General features: G+C 39.9%; 15 protein-coding genes. 9 read left to right on the plus strand and 6 right to left on the minus strand.

The window, feature by feature from the left end; translation table 11 throughout:
- Positions 1-9 precede the first annotated feature (9 nt).
- Positions 10-828 carry a ferritin-like domain-containing protein gene (locus ACPUEN_RS01575; protein ID WP_425638085.1) on the plus strand — a complete coding sequence of 273 codons (819 nt, stop codon included), beginning with the start codon at positions 10-12 and terminating at the stop codon, positions 826-828.
- Between the two features lie 197 nt (positions 829-1,025).
- Here the strand turns inward: ACPUEN_RS01575 and ACPUEN_RS01580 are convergent, their stop codons facing one another.
- Both ACPUEN_RS01580 and ACPUEN_RS01585 read right to left on the minus strand, forming a co-directional pair.
- Positions 1,026-1,553 (minus strand): GNAT family N-acetyltransferase, encoded by a 528-nt coding sequence (locus ACPUEN_RS01580; RefSeq protein WP_425638086.1) that lies wholly within the window; start codon positions 1,551-1,553, stop codon positions 1,026-1,028.
- A 13-nt stretch (positions 1,554-1,566) separates the two neighbouring features.
- Positions 1,567-2,073, minus strand: coding sequence for a RidA family protein (locus ACPUEN_RS01585; RefSeq protein WP_425638087.1), 507 nt, complete (start codon positions 2,071-2,073; stop codon positions 1,567-1,569).
- Positions 2,074-2,154: 81 nt separating this feature from the next.
- On the opposite strand from ACPUEN_RS01585, the gene ACPUEN_RS01590 reads away from it, so the two are divergent.
- Positions 2,155-2,616: a GNAT family N-acetyltransferase gene (locus tag ACPUEN_RS01590; protein ID WP_425638088.1), complete on the plus strand. Its 462-nt coding sequence runs from the start codon at positions 2,155-2,157 to the stop codon at positions 2,614-2,616.
- A 36-nt stretch (positions 2,617-2,652) separates the two neighbouring features.
- On the opposite strand, the gene ACPUEN_RS01595 is transcribed toward ACPUEN_RS01590, so the two are convergent.
- A complete protein-coding gene (locus ACPUEN_RS01595; RefSeq protein ID WP_425638089.1) occupies positions 2,653-3,576 on the minus strand; it encodes a hypothetical protein in 924 nt (307 codons plus the stop codon).
- A gap of 52 nt (positions 3,577-3,628) precedes the next feature.
- A complete protein-coding gene (locus ACPUEN_RS01600; RefSeq protein WP_425638090.1) occupies positions 3,629-4,531 on the minus strand; it encodes a mechanosensitive ion channel family protein in 903 nt (300 codons plus the stop codon).
- Positions 4,532-4,695: 164 nt separating this feature from the next.
- Here ACPUEN_RS01600 and ACPUEN_RS01605 point away from each other — a divergent pair, with 164 nt between their 5' ends.
- The 5 genes from ACPUEN_RS01605 (at position 4,696) to ACPUEN_RS01625 (ending at position 11,153) form a co-directional block, all read left to right on the plus strand.
- Positions 4,696-6,237, plus strand: coding sequence for a GNAT family N-acetyltransferase (locus ACPUEN_RS01605; RefSeq protein ID WP_425638091.1), 1,542 nt, complete (start codon positions 4,696-4,698; stop codon positions 6,235-6,237).
- A complete protein-coding gene (locus ACPUEN_RS01610) occupies positions 6,219-6,803 on the plus strand; it encodes a KdsC family phosphatase (protein ID WP_425638092.1) in 585 nt (194 codons plus the stop codon). Before ACPUEN_RS01605 ends, ACPUEN_RS01610 begins: the two co-directional genes overlap by 19 nt.
- Positions 6,790-7,638, plus strand: a complete 849-nt coding sequence (gene kdsA / locus ACPUEN_RS01615; RefSeq protein WP_425638093.1) for a 3-deoxy-8-phosphooctulonate synthase — start codon at positions 6,790-6,792, stop codon at positions 7,636-7,638. Before ACPUEN_RS01610 ends, kdsA begins: the two co-directional genes overlap by 14 nt.
- A gap of 13 nt (positions 7,639-7,651) precedes the next feature.
- Positions 7,652-9,292: a L,D-transpeptidase family protein gene (locus ACPUEN_RS01620; RefSeq protein WP_425638094.1), complete on the plus strand. Its 1,641-nt coding sequence runs from the start codon at positions 7,652-7,654 to the stop codon at positions 9,290-9,292.
- A 205-nt stretch (positions 9,293-9,497) separates the two neighbouring features.
- Positions 9,498-11,153: a L,D-transpeptidase family protein gene (locus ACPUEN_RS01625; protein WP_425638095.1), complete on the plus strand. Its 1,656-nt coding sequence runs from the start codon at positions 9,498-9,500 to the stop codon at positions 11,151-11,153.
- On the opposite strand, the gene ACPUEN_RS01630 is transcribed toward ACPUEN_RS01625, so the two are convergent.
- Entirely contained in the window at positions 11,133-11,822 is a 690-nt protein-coding gene (locus ACPUEN_RS01630) for a murein L,D-transpeptidase catalytic domain family protein (RefSeq protein WP_425638096.1), read from the minus strand. The two genes, ACPUEN_RS01625 and ACPUEN_RS01630, sit on opposite strands and share 21 nt — an antisense overlap.
- 296 nt (positions 11,823-12,118) lie before the next feature.
- On the opposite strand from ACPUEN_RS01630, the gene ACPUEN_RS01635 reads away from it, so the two are divergent.
- Both ACPUEN_RS01635 and folE read left to right on the plus strand, forming a co-directional pair.
- Positions 12,119-12,529: a 6-pyruvoyl trahydropterin synthase family protein gene (locus ACPUEN_RS01635; RefSeq protein ID WP_425638097.1), complete on the plus strand. Its 411-nt coding sequence runs from the start codon at positions 12,119-12,121 to the stop codon at positions 12,527-12,529.
- Positions 12,489-13,193 carry a GTP cyclohydrolase I FolE gene (gene folE / locus ACPUEN_RS01640; RefSeq protein WP_111612006.1) on the plus strand — a complete coding sequence of 235 codons (705 nt, stop codon included), beginning with the start codon at positions 12,489-12,491 and terminating at the stop codon, positions 13,191-13,193. The genes ACPUEN_RS01635 and folE overlap by 41 nt, the downstream gene beginning before the upstream one ends.
- A 251-nt stretch (positions 13,194-13,444) precedes the next feature.
- On the opposite strand, the gene ACPUEN_RS01645 is transcribed toward folE, so the two are convergent.
- Positions 13,445-15,904 carry a glycosyl hydrolase 115 family protein gene (locus ACPUEN_RS01645; protein WP_425638098.1) on the minus strand — a complete coding sequence of 820 codons (2,460 nt, stop codon included), beginning with the start codon at positions 15,902-15,904 and terminating at the stop codon, positions 13,445-13,447.
- Positions 15,905-16,081 lie beyond the last annotated feature (177 nt).

Genomic DNA, 16,081 nt, shown 5'->3' on the forward strand with positions numbered 1-16,081 from the left:
ACACTAGATATGAACTTATTAAAATTGCTAGATAAAATGTGCCCGGACACCAATAGTTCGGAAGAGAAAGAATTGTTTTTCTCCAGAAGAGAGGCTTTCCGCCAGTTTGGAGACATGAGTAAAAAAGTTGCTATGGCCGCTGTGCCACTTGGAATTCTGTCAGCTTTGCCAAAAGTAGCAAAGGCGGATACTGCAAGTTTGATCGGTGTATTGAATTATGCCTTAACCTTGGAGCATTTGGAGTACAGATATTATCAGATGGGAATTGAGTCAGGAGTAATTGATGGTGCTGACATGGCTATTTTCACCAAAATCAGAGACCATGAATTGGCCCACGTGAATTTCTTACAAGAGGTGATCTCAAATGTGCTTATGGGAACACCAGTAGCTGAGCCGGAATTTGATTTTACGGCAGGTGGAAACTTTATGCCATTCTCTGATTACCCTACGTTTTTGGCACTTTCTCAAGCTTTTGAAGACACAGGAGTACGAGCGTACAAAGGTCAGGCAGGTAATGTGATGGAAAGTGATGTGGTATTGACAGCTGCGCTTTCGATACACTCAGTGGAAGCTAGGCACGCATCTATGGTCAGAAGATTGAGAACAAAGAAAGGTCAGGATGATATTAAAGGTTGGATTACTAATAGTTCAATAGGTTCTCTCCCAGCAGTTACCCAAGGTATTTATGCCGGTGAAGATAATGTCACACACGGGGGTGTAAATGTGGTAAATCTAACTGGAATAGATGCTGGTGCAGTATCTGAAGGATGGGATGAGCCGCTTAACAAGGATCAAGTGTTGGGAATTGCATCGCTTTTCCTAGCATAAGAAGTAGTAATTAGTTGGGGTTAAGTGGTTAGATGTCACCTCCGTTTCGGGGTGGCATCTTTTTTTCGTTTACTATTTGCCGAGGTGTTCGTAAAGTTTTGTAACAGGAATCAATTTATGTTGTAAACATAATTATTGCCGTTCGTGGGACACGAACGGAGGCGAAATCATTAATTGAAAATATTTAATTGAAACGTTTATAATTCAATCTTAAACAAGCTACAAGGTTGTAGTCGAGGGTGTTCTAATAAATCAGGATGCTCAAAGTCATATTCATAGGTCATTCCTATTTTTTGCATTACCCGGATCGAAGCTAGGTTTTTTGAAGAGGCGAGTGAATACACTTCTTTAATACCTAATTCTTTTGCGTATTCAAGACATCTGGCAGCTCCTTCGGTGGAATATCCTTGATTCCAATATTTTTTTCTGATCCTCCAGCCTATATCTACACATGGAGTGAAACGTTCTTTGAATGATTTGGTACCCAAGCCTATCATTCCTAAAAAGTCTCCACTTTCTAATAAATCTACCGCAAAATAGCAATGCTCTAGCTCATCATAGAGTTTTGTCATTCTATCCATCAAGGCTTTGGATTCCTTCTTCGAAAGTGGATGTTGGAAAAAAGTCATGGTTTCCGGATCTGCATTCATTTTAGTAAAAGCATCAAGATCCGAAGCTTGCCAGAGACGAAATCCAAGGCGTGGACTTTGAAAAAGAAAATTCATCTTATCGATATAATCAATCTTCTAACTCCACAATAACCTCGATCTCCACAGCCATATTATTGGGCAAAGCCGCTACGCCAACTGCTGAGCGGGCATGCTTGCCTTTTTCTCCAAAGATCTCTACCATCAGATCAGAAAAGCCATTGATGACGGCAGGCTGTTTATCGAAGTTTGGATCGGAATTGACCATTCCTAGCACTTTCATAAATTGCTTCACCTTACTTAAATCTCCTGTGGCAGCCTTCAGCACTGCGATTACTTCCAGTCCTGTTTCACGCGCTGCTTGATAGCCTTCTTCAATAGTGAGTTCTGCGCCAACTTTTCCATATACATCCGATCCAGTTCCTGATAGGTACAGCAGATTACCGACCTGTTTCCACTTCACATAGTTTGCAATTGGGGCTCCGACTTCTGGCAGAGTTAGTTCAAGTTTTTCAAGGTTTTGCTCCGGTGACTGAGCATTTGCGAAAAAAGCGACAAAAAGTAATTGAAGTATGAGGATGAAGTTCTTGTATTTCATAGGAAGGATCAATGATTTTAGCTTTTCTAAGCTAAGTGATTCTTTTTACTTTTGGTATTCATATTCTAAAAAGTTGTCCTGATGGATCAGATCGAGATAATACCGTATTCAATGGAGTTAAGTCCGTTTTTCAAATCTATTAACCAAGCTTGGGTGGAGGACTATTTTTCGATCGAGCCATTTGATCAGGCTCAATTCGACCGTCCAGAGGAGACGATTATACAACCTGGTGGAACAATTATTTTTGCAAAATTAGGAGAAGAAGTTGTCGGGACAGTAGGGCTTCACAAAGTGAGCGATGAGGAATATGAACTCATCAAAATGGGCGTCTCTAGAAACGCGCAAGGAAAAGGACTAGGGATGATATTGGCTAGGGCGATTTTAGAAAAAGCTAAAGAAATGGGAGGGAAGAAGGTTGTACTTTATACCCATTCCAAGCTAGGTCCAGCTTTAAGAATCTATCAAAAATTAGGGTTTAAACCAGCAGAACTTGAAGAAGGGAAGTATTGCAGATGTGATATAAAAATGGAGTTAGTCCTCTGAATATCAAATTTGAAATTTCAAACCTCAAATTAAGCTTTACCAGAACCTGAATGCTTTTTCAAACACTCTGTTTCTGAAGAAGAAGTTGTCCCAAATATCAGGAGAAAAGTATATTTCCACACCAAAGTTGATCGTCATGTAGCCATCATAGCGATGAGTAAGTCCTGAGCCCCGGCGAACTCTGCCGTTATTTCTAAGGATCTTATCCACGTCTGGTAGACCGTTATCATCGATAAAACTTGGGTTTCTAATAGCCAGCCTTAGACGATCAGGGTTGTTTCCAGTAACATAATCATCCACTAGGTCAAGGTAAAACTCGCTGACATTATAGGCTGAAATATCATCCATATAATCAGTCAGGGTGAATCTGTAATTTCCCTCAAGGAAAAAATCCATATAAACATTTGCCTTATATTTTAACCCCAAACCCATCGGGAAAGTAATGATATATCGATTGTAAGGGTTGTTTTCCAGTTGCAGAGGTCTCAAATCTACCCACTCACCATCTAGCTCAGCCTTTGGATTATTAGTGGACATACCGAGTCCTGCGAAAATATATGGATTCAATAAGGAGCGATGGATATTTGGGACTTTTACTGGGTTTAAGTAGTATTCTACCATCGCTGTAGTCTCCCAATTTTTGGCTCTAAAATGTAGGTTTCTAGGTGTTCTATAGGCTCTCGGGTCCGAAGGTGGATCTTGACCTGACATTTTAATGTAGGAAAAATCTATTCTTGCTTTAAGGTTAGTTCCGAAGATATAATGAGCTGCAATATTCGCATTCCAGTCAGGTTGGATACCTTCGTTATACTTCCAAAATGAATATAATTCTCCGTAGTACTGCGTCATTCCTGCACTTGCAGAAAATGACCAAGGCTCTTCAAACCGAAAACGATAAAAACTTTGCGAGAAGGCTCCTGTCGTTGAAAGAAATAGAATTATGAATAGAAATTTTTTCATAGAAAGCCTTCACATGATATTCTCAACAAAGGGATTGTTGCTGAAAATTAGGCTAATTTTCTAACTTATCAAACCCCGATTTAAGGTGAAGATCTCGTTGAGGGAATGGTATCTCAACTCCTTGCTCACCAAATTTTTTGAAGATGGTATAATATAATTGGCTTTTCAGCACTTTTGGCCTGTTAATATACTCTGATGACCATACTCGGAGCGTGAAATTGATGCTATTGTCTCCATAGCTGTCAAAAAGTACATCTGGTGCAGGTGTATTGAGAACTCCAGCATTTTCTTTAGCGGCTTCGATTAAGATGCCTTTTATTTTTTCAGGGTTTTCCTTGTAAGATACACCTACAGGGAAATTGAATCGAATATTCCGGTCATTATGAGACCAGTTAATCACAGGACTATCAATAAATTGACTGTTTGGAACAATGATGGTGATGTTATCATTCGTCACAATGGTGGTGGATCGAGCAGAAATTCTAATTACATCTCCAGAAACATCCCCCACTTCAATTCTATCTCCGACTTTTATGGGCTGCTCAAAAAGGATGATAAGTCCAGATATAAAATTATTTGTGATGTTTTGCAGACCAAAACCAATACCTACACCAAGAGCACCAGCCAGGATCCCGAAAGCACTTAAGTCAACTCCGTTAGTCTGAAGAATGGAAAATACGCCTGCCATAATGAGTACGTACTTGACGATCATCCCGATGGATGCTCTGGTACCCGAATCGATTTGATAGCGATTTAAAATCTTGTGTACGAGAAGTCTTCTGACCCATTCAGTGACAATAAAAAGTATTACAAATGAGATAATTAAGGTGAGGACGAGACCAACAGTTAGCTTAGAATCTCCAAGGTTGACTAGGCTATAATTGAAAACTTGCTCTATCCATTCGATAAAGCCTTGCGCTTTTTCCTCAGCCACATCTTTTATTTCTTGCTGCATTTAAATCTTCATTACTTTGATTTTTCTTCTAGCACAACAAATCCAGAATTGCATTTAATGTACCACAATTCTACTAAAACATGCAATCATTTGCATTGTTCGCTTTCTTTTTGTTGGATAGGAGTGAATGGAGATATTTAATTGAATTTGGCTAATTTTGAAACATGAGCAAGCAAAAAGAAGAGCTAGAGCATAGGCTAAAGCTTAGAAATATTAAACTCTCGGATTACGATGACATCCGGGAAATCATGGTTTCCATATATAAAAATCAAGGTGGGGCTTGGACTAAAGAAGAGCTTAAAAACCAACTAAAAGCATTCCCTGAAGGTCAAATTGCGATAGAAGACAATGGCAAAGTAGTGGCAGCTGCCATGAGTTTGGTGGTCGATTACAATAAGTTTGGGGACAACCATACCTACGATCAGATCACAGGTTTTGGCAAATTCGACACACATGACATAGAGGGCGACACTCTTTATGGGACGGATGTTTTTGTACATACCGACTATAGAGGTATGAGACTTGGACGTAGGTTATATGATGTACGAAAGGAGCTTTGTGAGAACCTCAATCTTCGGTCTATCATTGCGGGAGGCAGAATACCTGGTTATACGAATTATGCCGATGAGATGACCCCGAGGAAATACATAGATCTGGTCAAAAACAAGGAGATTTTCGACTCAGTCTTGTCTTTTCAATTGGCCAATGAATTCCACGTACGGAAGGTAATTACTAAATATTTGCCTTCAGATACTGACTCCAGAGCATATGCCACACTACTTGAGTGGATCAATATTTATTATGAAAAGGACGAGAAGCTAATCGGTAATAAGAAGTCAATTGTCCGTCTTGGATTAGTTCAATGGAAGATGCGTCGCTTCTCCAATGTGGATGATCTGATGCAGCAGGTGGAGTTCTTCGTGGATACAGTTTCTGGATACAAATCGGATTTTTGCCTTTTACCTGAATTCTTCAATGCACCGCTTTTAGCAGAATTTAACGATATGGATGCCTCTGAAGCAATCCGTAATCTGGCAGATTATACTGACGAGATTATCAGTAGAATGAGCGATCTGGCGGTTTCTTATAACGTGAATATCGTCGCTGGCTCCATGCCTGAGTACGATGGTAAAAAGCTTCGAAATGTCAGTTACCTCTGCCGCAGAGACGGTACGCAGGATAAGCAGTATAAGCTCCATATTACACCGGATGAAGCCTCTTATTGGGGGCTTCAGGGCGGAAATGGAATCAATGTCTTCGATACTGATGCGGGAAGAATCGGAATTTTGATCTGTTACGATGTAGAATTTCCAGAATTGGGAAGAATCCTCGCTGAGCAGGAAATGGATATTATGTTCGTTCCTTTTTGGACAGATACTAAGAATGCCTTCCTTCGTGTGAATACCTGTGCAAAGTCTAGAGCAATTGAGAATGAATGCTACGTGGCCATCACAGGATCTGTAGGCAATCTACCGAAAGTAGAGAATATGGATATTCAGTATTCTCAGGCTGCGATTTACTCACCTTCAGATTTCTCTTTTCCACACGATGCCGTTGTAGCCATGGCTTCAGAAAATGAAGAAACTATCATTGTTGCCGATGTAGACTTGGATCTTTTGACTAAGCAGAGAAAAGCAGGAAGTGTACGAAACCTCGAGCAAAGAAGACTAGACCTTTATTCTATCCAATGGAAACAGAAAAAATAATAGCTGAATACTTCGCTCACATTTCTGAAGATGTTTGGGAAAGAGCCGCTAAAATAAAATTGATCATCACTGACATCGACGGTGTGATGACTGACGGCGGGATTGTCTATGATGATAATAAGCTGGAGTTCAAAAAATTCAATGTCAAAGATGGCTTGATCGTTTACCACCTTCGGAAAAGCGGGTTGATGGTAGGGGCGATCACTGGCAGAGAATCGTATGTGGTACAAAACCGCTGCGAGGAACTCAAGTTTGATTTTCACTACCATGGAGTAAAGAATAAGGGTAAAAAGTTTAATGAGGTGTTAGAGACCCTAGAACTTCAGGCTAATGAAGTGGCATATATTGGCGATGACCTGATTGATTTGCCAATTTTATCACGTGTAGGCTTGGCGGTAGTTTCTAGCGATGCGATGGAATACGTGAAGCCGATTGCGCACTATGTTTCTAGATTTAAAGGAGGAGAAGGTGTTTTTCGTGAAGTGGGAGATATTCTTCTTCATGCCAACGAGCAACTTGTCCCATTGATTGATACTTTATCCCAAAAGGAAAATGACAAGAAATAATAAACCCATGCGGATCACTGATTCGGTGATTTTAGGCAAAGAGAAACCTGTTTTATTCGCTGGGCCATGTGCTGTAGAGAGCTTTGATATTTGCCTCGAAATAGGAACTAAAGTAAAAGAATGGGCGGAACAGCATGGATTCTCCTATGTTTTTAAAGCTTCTTTTGATAAAGCAAACCGTACTTCTTCAGGTTCATTTCGAAGTATAGGAATGGATAAATCGCTGGAAGTTTTACAGCGCGTAGGAAATGCTTTGAACGTACCGTTGGTGACAGATATTCATGAAAGCTATCAAGTGAAGGATGTGGCTGAAGTAGTAGACGTGCTTCAGATTCCAGCATTTCTTTGTCGGCAGACAGATTTGCTCTTAGCCGCTGGCGAAAGTGGAAAAGCTGTCAAAATCAAGCGTGGACAGTTTATGGCTCCAGAGGATATGCAATACGCAGTTACCAAAGTGCGGTCAACTGGAAATGAAAATGTTTGTCTCACGGAAAGAGGTTTTTCACTTGGCTACCATAATCTTGTCGTTGATATGCGTGGACTACCGATCATGCGTCAGTTTGCACCCGTAGTTTTTGACATTACCCATTCTGTGCAGCAGCCAGGGGGGCAGGGCGGAAGCAGTGGAGGTCAGCGTGAGTTTGCTCCGATTTTGGCAAGAGCCGCCGCAGCTACGGGGATCGATGGATTCTTTATAGAAACACATCCAGATCCGTCCAAAGCATTGAGTGATGGCCCAAATTTGATCCCACTGCATAAAATGGGCGGATTTTTGGAAATGCTAAAAGAAGCCTGGGCGCTGGGAAGAAAGTATCAGGATTTTGAAGTTGAATAATCAGTTTAAATTTATGCACAAGCACCTGCTGTTATTAATGCTCCTGAGTTTTGCTCCGGGGCTTTTTTGTGTTGCCCAAACTACAGATTTACAAGATAATATCAGAATCAGGTTAGAGCTAGACCAGCCAGATGTTCCTTTAAATGTGCGCCAAAATGAGCTTTTTGCCAAAGGCGAAATACATCAGTTTTATTCAAATCGCCTTTTCAGCCCCGCTTGGATAGAAAGAGGTGTGCTTACAGAATTGGCGTATGAACTTCGGTTTGAGATTATGCAAAGCAAGTTTGACGGACTGAATCCAGAAGATTACCATTTGAATCTAATAAATGTATTTTTCACTCAATTTGAATACAATAAAAAGCAACAGGTTTCCAATGACTTAGATGATTTGGCAGACTTGGACTTGTTGCTTTCTGACGCTTTTTTCAGACTGGCTGCAAACTTGGAAATTGGTAAAGTGAATCCTCAATCTTTGGCGGGAGATTGGGAAATCAAAGCTAAAGAGGCAAAAATCTCTTACAATGAGTTGCTCAAAATAGCAGGGGAGAGAAAGCAAATCAGACAAACGCTTGAAACGCTCTACCCAAACATGGCCATCTATAAAAAAGGGCGTGAGGTGATTAGAGCATTGGATGAAATCCGCAAGCAGGATACGCTAAACTGGAAAGCAGTAAAAGTCTCGAAAACTATTAAAGTTGGGGAAACGCATGGAGGAATTCCAAACTTGAGAGAGCGTTTGGCGTTTTGGAAATTTTTGGAGCCATATCCATTCGAAGACGAAAAGCAGTATGACTCTACCATGTTTTTGGCAGTGCAGAAATTCCAACAAAGAAATGGCCTAGAACCTGACGGGGCGTTGGGTAAAAACACGATAAATACCTTAAACCAATCACCCTCAGCTTTGATCGACAAGGCTTCGGTGAATATGGAACGACTTCGCTGGCTTCCCGATACACTTCGTAGTGCAGAAATGATATTGGTCAATATTGCAAACTATCAATTGGATTACTTGAATAACCGAGATACACTTTTTTCTACACGAGTGATCGTAGGTAAGAAATATCATGAATCCCCAATTTTTTCATCTGCGATGAGTTACATCGTTTTTAGTCCTTATTGGAATCTTCCAACTTCCATCGTGAGAAATGAAGTGATGCCAGCAGTGCGAAAAAACCCGAATTACCTTACTCAGAAAAACATGGAGGTAGTGACTTTCTCGGGAAAACCTGTTGACCCATTGACGGTAAATTGGAGTGGCAAATCCATCCCTTACATGGTTAGGCAGAAGCCGGGAGAACATAATTCCTTGGGTTTGGTGAAATTTATGTTTCCAAATGAGCATAGTGTTTACATTCACGATACGCCAGCTAGAAGTCTGTTTAAAAGAGAAGATCGAGCTCTGAGTCATGGCTGTATTCGTATTCAAGATCCTGTAACTTTTGCTGGATTGTTGCTGCGCAATGATAAATCATGGACCTTGGATAAGATTAATTCAGCAATGCACCAGAACCAAGAGAAGATTGTAAACCTTGATCGGAAGATCCCAGTCGTGTTACTTTACCTGACATTTTGGGCTGATTCCAGAGGTCAGGGACATTTCCGTCAAGATATTTATGATAGAGATGAGGAAGTTTTAGCAGCACTTCGAAAATAATTTTATGAGCATTGATTCAAGTGATTTGCCCCAAGTTGGGTAATAACAGTCGCAGTGATCAGTCTCAGCAGGTTATACTTTATGATTTGAATTTTTCTTAACGTATTGAAAATGAATTAGAAGTATTCCAATCTACTTCTTTTAATGATAAGAATTTTTAAGCGTACGAACTTTGTCTAATGGAAGGTGATACAAATCGCCTTTTATGAATAAGAAAATAATTATCCCAATCGTCGCAGTCTTTATCCTAGTCATCGGATTAGTCTGGTTTTTTAATCAGCGTAGATCTGATTTGAAAGATGAGCTGCAGGCAAATCTTAATGGAGGAGAGAGTGGTGTACTAGCCACTTCGAATTATGCTTCCGAAATTCAAAGCTTCTATGCTGATAGAGAGTATATGGAGGTTTGGCTTTTTAATGGCTCACTTTCGGATGCTGGCGAAGAAATGCTCACCCAGATAGAAAACTCCAAATATGATGGCTTGTTGCCAGATGACTACAATATTGACAAGATCTATGCTCTGTCTTCTAATCCGGATGAAGAGAAAAAGAAATTCAGAAATTTATCTTCAGAACAGAAAGTAAGGTTGGAGCTTTTGCTCACCGATGGATTTTTCAACTTAGCTCATGACTTGGAATTTGGAAAAATAAACCCATCCAGCCTAGATTCTAACTGGAAGTTTGAGGAGAAAGAAACCGATGTGAGTTATACTGAACTTCTTGAAGAGGTTGCGAATGGAAGCTCCGTTGAAAAGACTTTTGAAAGTCTATATCCAAGTTCAGAGTTGTATGCCAAAGGAAGAGAAGCGATTCAGGAGCTTTATGAAATTCAGAAAAATGATACGCTGACTTGGGATTTTGCTAAAGTAGAAGGAGCTATTAAAGTAGGAGAGAAGCATTCAGCTATTCCAGCTTTGCGAAAGCGATTGGTATTTTGGGATGTATTGAAGCCATACGATATGGAAGATCCTACACTTTTTGATTCCACTATGTTTGCGGGCCTTCAAAAATATCAGGAGTCCAATGGGATGAATCCCGATGGAGTTATTGGAGCATTGGTTGCAGAATCATTAAACAATAGCCCTCAAAATCTCATCGATATTGCTTCCATAAATATGGAGCGGCTTCGATGGATGCCAAAGATGGATTGGGATCAGGAGATGGTACTCGTGAACATAGCCAACTATCAGTTGGATTATATGAAAAAACAGGATACTGCTTTCACCGCAAAAGTGATTGTAGGTAAAGAATACAACGAGTCACCAACATTCACGGCACCGATGAGCTACATCGTATTTAGTCCATATTGGAACATTCCTGAATCCATCACCAATGATGAGATAATTCCTTCGATAGAAAAAAATCCAAATTATTTGGCTCAGAAAAACATGGAGATAGTTAGCGGAAGCGGAGAAGTAGTAAAGGCTTCAAAAGTCAATTTGGCCAAAGAAACTGGCTATAGAGTAAGACAGAAGCCAGGAGGAGATAATTCCCTAGGTCTGGTTAAATTTATGTTCCCTAACGATTACAATATTTACATTCATGACACACCTTCCAGAAGCCTATTTGAGCGGGAAACAAGGGCACTAAGTCACGGATGTATCAGAATTCAGAACCCAGATCAATTCGCAAAAATCTTATTGAACGATAGCTCTTGGGATGAAAAAAAAATCCAAGCGGCCATGCATCAGACTAATGAGGAAGTAGTGGAGTTGGATAGAGAAATCCCTGTCGTATTAGTTTATATGACTTTTTGGGCTGGAAAAGATGGAAAAGCTAATTTCCGATCTGATGTATATGAAAGAGATTCAGCCCTATTGGAAGCGCTAAAAAAAACTAAATCAAGCCTTAATGAGGCTTGATTTGGCTAAATAATTGTCGTCTTTTCCGAAGATAAAAAGTAATGAACCATCTTTAATTAGATCTATAGCTTGTGCAGAAAGCTCGGTAGGAAGTGCTGGACAGCCTAGACTTCTTCCTAACCTACCGACAGACTTAGCAAATTCCTCTTTGGCATAATCAGCACCATGAATCACAATTGCCCGATTTCTAGCTTGATCATTGAAGCCTTTTTCTAGTCCATCAAGTCGAAGAGAATAGCCATGTTTGCCTGAGTATGTTTCAGCAGTTTTGTAAAAACCAAGGCTACTTTTGAAGGATTCTGGAATATTTGAGAAAGTTTTTGCCATCAAATCACCGGAGTTTCTTCCGTGAGAAACCACAGAATTTAAAAGAATTTCGCCTTTTTCAGGATCTATAATCCACATTCTTTTTGCCGTGGATGGAAGGCTGAAATCAATTACTGTCAGTACTTTTGATTTGAGATTATCCTTCATTTTGTCCCATCCTTGGATAGCCAAATTGAAAACTTCCTCAGATGGTAATACTCCATTTTTTGCAATTAAAGCATCATAAGTCACCGAGACTGGGTTGATGGAAGTAATTGTATGTAAGCTGTTTTCTTTGAAATCTGGATTTGGGAAAATTCCTATAAATAAGAGGAAGGTAATCGCAAGTGTTTGTGAAAGCATAAGCATTTGGGTGATTATGTAAAGTTAGGAGGATATCCTATGAGGACAAACGATGATGTGATCAGTCTCTTATAATTTTGATCATTAAATTCATCGCTTGATTTCGGGAACCTTCTCAATAGCTTTATCCGTTCTTGGCTTGATGAGTTTTACGGTCGATTTTGGTACCACATATTATTCTGTAATTTTGCGTTCCCAAAATTAATAAGCTGTAAAGCAGACCCATACCAGTTGTTTAACAGATAAAAAGAAAAATAATTCAAACAAAAACAGAAAAGTGGCTGTTTCAGCAATCAATGAAAGTATCAGTTTATAGAAAAGAACATTTCAACGCAGCGCATCGTCTTCATAACCCTGAGTGGTCTGACGAACAAAATCAATCTGTTTTTGGTAAGTGCAATAATCCCCATTTTCATGGTCACAACTATGAGTTGATCGTGAAATTGAGAGGGGAAGTAGATCCGCAAACTGGATATGTTTACGATATGAAAGTGCTCAGCGATTTGATCAAAGAGTATGTCTTAAAAAAATTAGATCACAAAAATTTAAACCTGGATACCGATGAATTCAAAGAACTTAATCCAACCGCTGAAAATATTGCAGTGGTTGTTTGGAATATTTTAAGGGAAAAAATTGATCGAAAATTCGAGTTAACAATTCGACTTTATGAAACAGAAAGAAACTTTGTTGAATACGATGGGAATTAATATCGCAAGAGCATCTGCAGAGGATATTGGAGATGAGCATGTGGGAACTTCCCTAGAAACACCACTTCGGGAGGATGCTTTCGAAATGGATGATGAGCTGAAAGTCGAATTAATTGAGAAGCATTTCAGAGAAATCATGCACATCATGGGATTGGATCTCACAGATGACAGTTTGAAAGGAACTCCACATCGCGTGGCAAAGATGTATGTAAAAGAGGTTTTCAGCGGATTAAATCCAAAGAATAAGCCACTGGCAAAGCTTTTTGAAAATAAATATAAATACAATGAAATGCTCGTGGAGAAGAATATAACCTTCTTTTCCCACTGCGAGCATCACTTCGTGCCGATCCATGGAAAGGCTCACGTGGCTTACATTTCCAATGGATCTGTGATCGGACTATCAAAAATCAACCGAATTGTGCAGTATTTTTCGCAGCGCCCGCAAGTTCAGGAGCGGTTGACCATGCAGATCGGAAACGAGCTGGTAGAAGCGCTAGGCACAGATGATGTGGCCGTGATCATGGATGCAGATCACATGTGCGTAAGCTCTAGGGGTGTGAAGGATACGACAAGTTCTACTCTGACTTCTTTCTATTCAGGTAAATTTGAGAAGGACGAGCAATCCAGAAATGAGTTTTTGAAATACATTAGTCTGGAAAAGTAATTTAGAAAGCAAGAACCAACATGAAACCGAGCTGAGAGGCTCGGTTTTTTTGTTTTAGTTTTTAGCCACAACGGGCTCGAAGAAAGCGTGAAGGAGCACTGGGTTTATTTTCTTGCCTAGCAAGGGGTAGGATTGGTTTTGTCTCTAGATAGTAGTGCCATACTTTCCCTTTCTGGTCAATAAGGTAGTGATTCACTTGGGGGAAGTTGGAATTTTAAGGGAGGTGCTCTATGAAACTGTTGGTCATTCGGTCATTTCACTATTTCATAGAATTTCTCCTGTCCCTCTTGACTAATAGCGAGTTGATCTAGTACTATTCCAACCTGATTAACTGATATTTTCAGGCTGTGTTTCCCTGATTTTTCATTGAGAATCGGGTAAGTCACTTTTACAAAATTCCTCAGTACATTTTCCTTCCACTCTTCAGTTCTTCCACGAGTATTTAAAGAGAATTCTTTGGGCTCCTGATCATCGATTGATACCCATATCTTCTGATCAAAATTGTTTGAATGAGTAGGTAAGAATCGTAGTTCCACTACATGCTTTCCTGGATTTTGCAGGTCAAATTGATATTCCAAGTATGGTTTTTCTGATTCAAATAGCAGGTTTGTAAAAGGGAATAGCGTCATAGCGGCATTGCTGTAACCTAATCCTTCCACTGCTTTCCATTGGTAATTTGCTGCACCTTGGGCGTTAGAATATTCATTTCCCTGCATAAAAATAGGCGGAGAAAGAGTGGGGTCTCCTGCTGTGTTTTTGCTCTCAGGCAACTGGTCTGTCTGATGATAGTTTGGCATGGAGAAAACAGGTAGGTCTCGAGGATGCATGGACATCATTTTATTCCACTTACCATTGCTGATTTTGAGGTTATATTCTTCGGTAAGCACAACAATATTATCATATGCTTGTTGCGATTGCTTCGCGAGTTTATCCTTTAAATCACTAGTTGTATTTAGGTATGATTCCTGAGCAAGGATAAATTTCTCATTCATTAGCGCAGCACCTTTTATTGGGTATTCCACTAATTGGAAATAGGAGTCAAGACGCTCTTTGGATAGGGAAGACTTTATCGCATTTACTTTTTCTACCAGCTTAGCATAAGCTTCAAGTCTGCGGTTTGCTTCCTTGGAGTTAAACTCCGTGATCCTTGTTGTTGTGGTCGGCTCAGTTTGGCTCCATCCCATGTATTCGGGTTTGCGTAGAAATGCCAAACGATAATATTCCGCAAAGATCTTGGCGATCTCTTCCCCATGGAATTCCCCAAACTCTCGAGAACTCCAAGCTTCCAAATGGGAATTTATGGTAGTTTCAGAGATACTATTGATGTCCCAGGCTAGGTCTAGGAAAAACTCTATATCGTATTCAGCAGGCTTAATATCTCCTACATTGGCAATCCACAGTTTTTTGGCTCCGTTTTGATAGGCTCTGGTCATTTCATACCATATCAACCCAGGCTGTGTGGTAGAGAGCCAGAGGTGATCATGAGGTCTACCCCAATAGCTCAAATGATAATATACACCGCTGCCACCTTTTCTACTTTGTTCTTTCTCATCACTTAATCTCCGTATGTAGCCATAATTGTCATCGGTCCATACCAGCGTGATGTCATCTGGAACTTGTAAGCCATCATTGTATAGGTCTAATACTTCCTTGTAGATTGTAAATGCCTGAGGGATTTCTTCGATGGCCTTATCGATTGTGCTTGACAAAATACTCCGCTGATCCTGAAAAATTTGTTCTAGAAGTTCAACTCGCTCTTTTTGAGTAGCATTTCCTTGCATTCCTGAATCATGGATTCCCCGCATGCCCATGCTAATAATGTTGTTCCCATTTTTGGCTTGTGTAATTCGTTCTTGCCAATACTGCTTGACGTTTTCACTGTTGGTAAAATAATTGAAATCACCATAAGTTTCCTCATCCCACTCATCCACATTGTTTCGTAGCATGGGCTCTGCATGTGAGGTACCTATGGAAATGTGATACTTTTCGGCCATTTCCCGATTTCCTGGAATGCTAAAAAAAGCCTTAGTGGAAGGATGCATCGCTGGCCATATGGTGTTAGCCTTCAGGCGAAGCAGCAATTGAAAGATCTTCTCGTATGTTTTGGGGCCAATATCTCCAGTTTCTGGTTCGAAGGTATTAGCTGCCCAAGGTTGTAATCCCCAGTCTTCGTCGTTTAAAAATATCCCTCTATACTGCACGGAAGGACTAGTTTCAATTCCTCCGATAGGCAATTTCAATTCGACCCCTTCACTTTTCTGAGGATGGACATCTGCCCACCATTTCCACGGTGATATACCGATTCGCTCTGCAAGTTCAAAGATCCCATATACAGTGCCTCTAATGTCGCTGCCCACAATGAAGAGATTTTCCTCATGTTTATTGATTAGGAATTTTTCCCATTCACCGTTTAAATTTCTATTGAGCTTTTCGGGTAAGGATTCAATTAATGGATCATCAAATTTCCCTATATAAATTCCTTTGTCCTCTGGATTGAATTTGTCAGTATAACTAATTGTAACTTCTGTTCTGAGTATGAACTCTAAGTCTTCTGCAAGGTCATTAGCTGCCCATTTCACCAATTCATCGGAATCTTCGCTGATGAAAATGGACCTGTTGGATGAATTTTTATCAATGACAAAATACTCGCTAGTATCTGAATTACATGAAAAAGAAAATATTACTAACAGGTGAAAAATATACTTTTTCATAGCTATAAGCTTAATTTTATTAAGTAGTTTTTTAACTCAGAGATTTATCATGAGACACAAGTAGCACTCAAATTGAAGTTTAAATCTAGTGAATCAATTATCGGACACAAAAATTTAGTCTAAATCAGCTAATTTGTGAATATCTAATTTCGTCAAAATGGCCTAAGGAATGGGGTG

This window comes from Algoriphagus yeomjeoni, from assembly GCF_049821175.1.
Classification (GTDB): domain Bacteria; phylum Bacteroidota; class Bacteroidia; order Cytophagales; family Cyclobacteriaceae; genus Algoriphagus; species Algoriphagus yeomjeoni_A.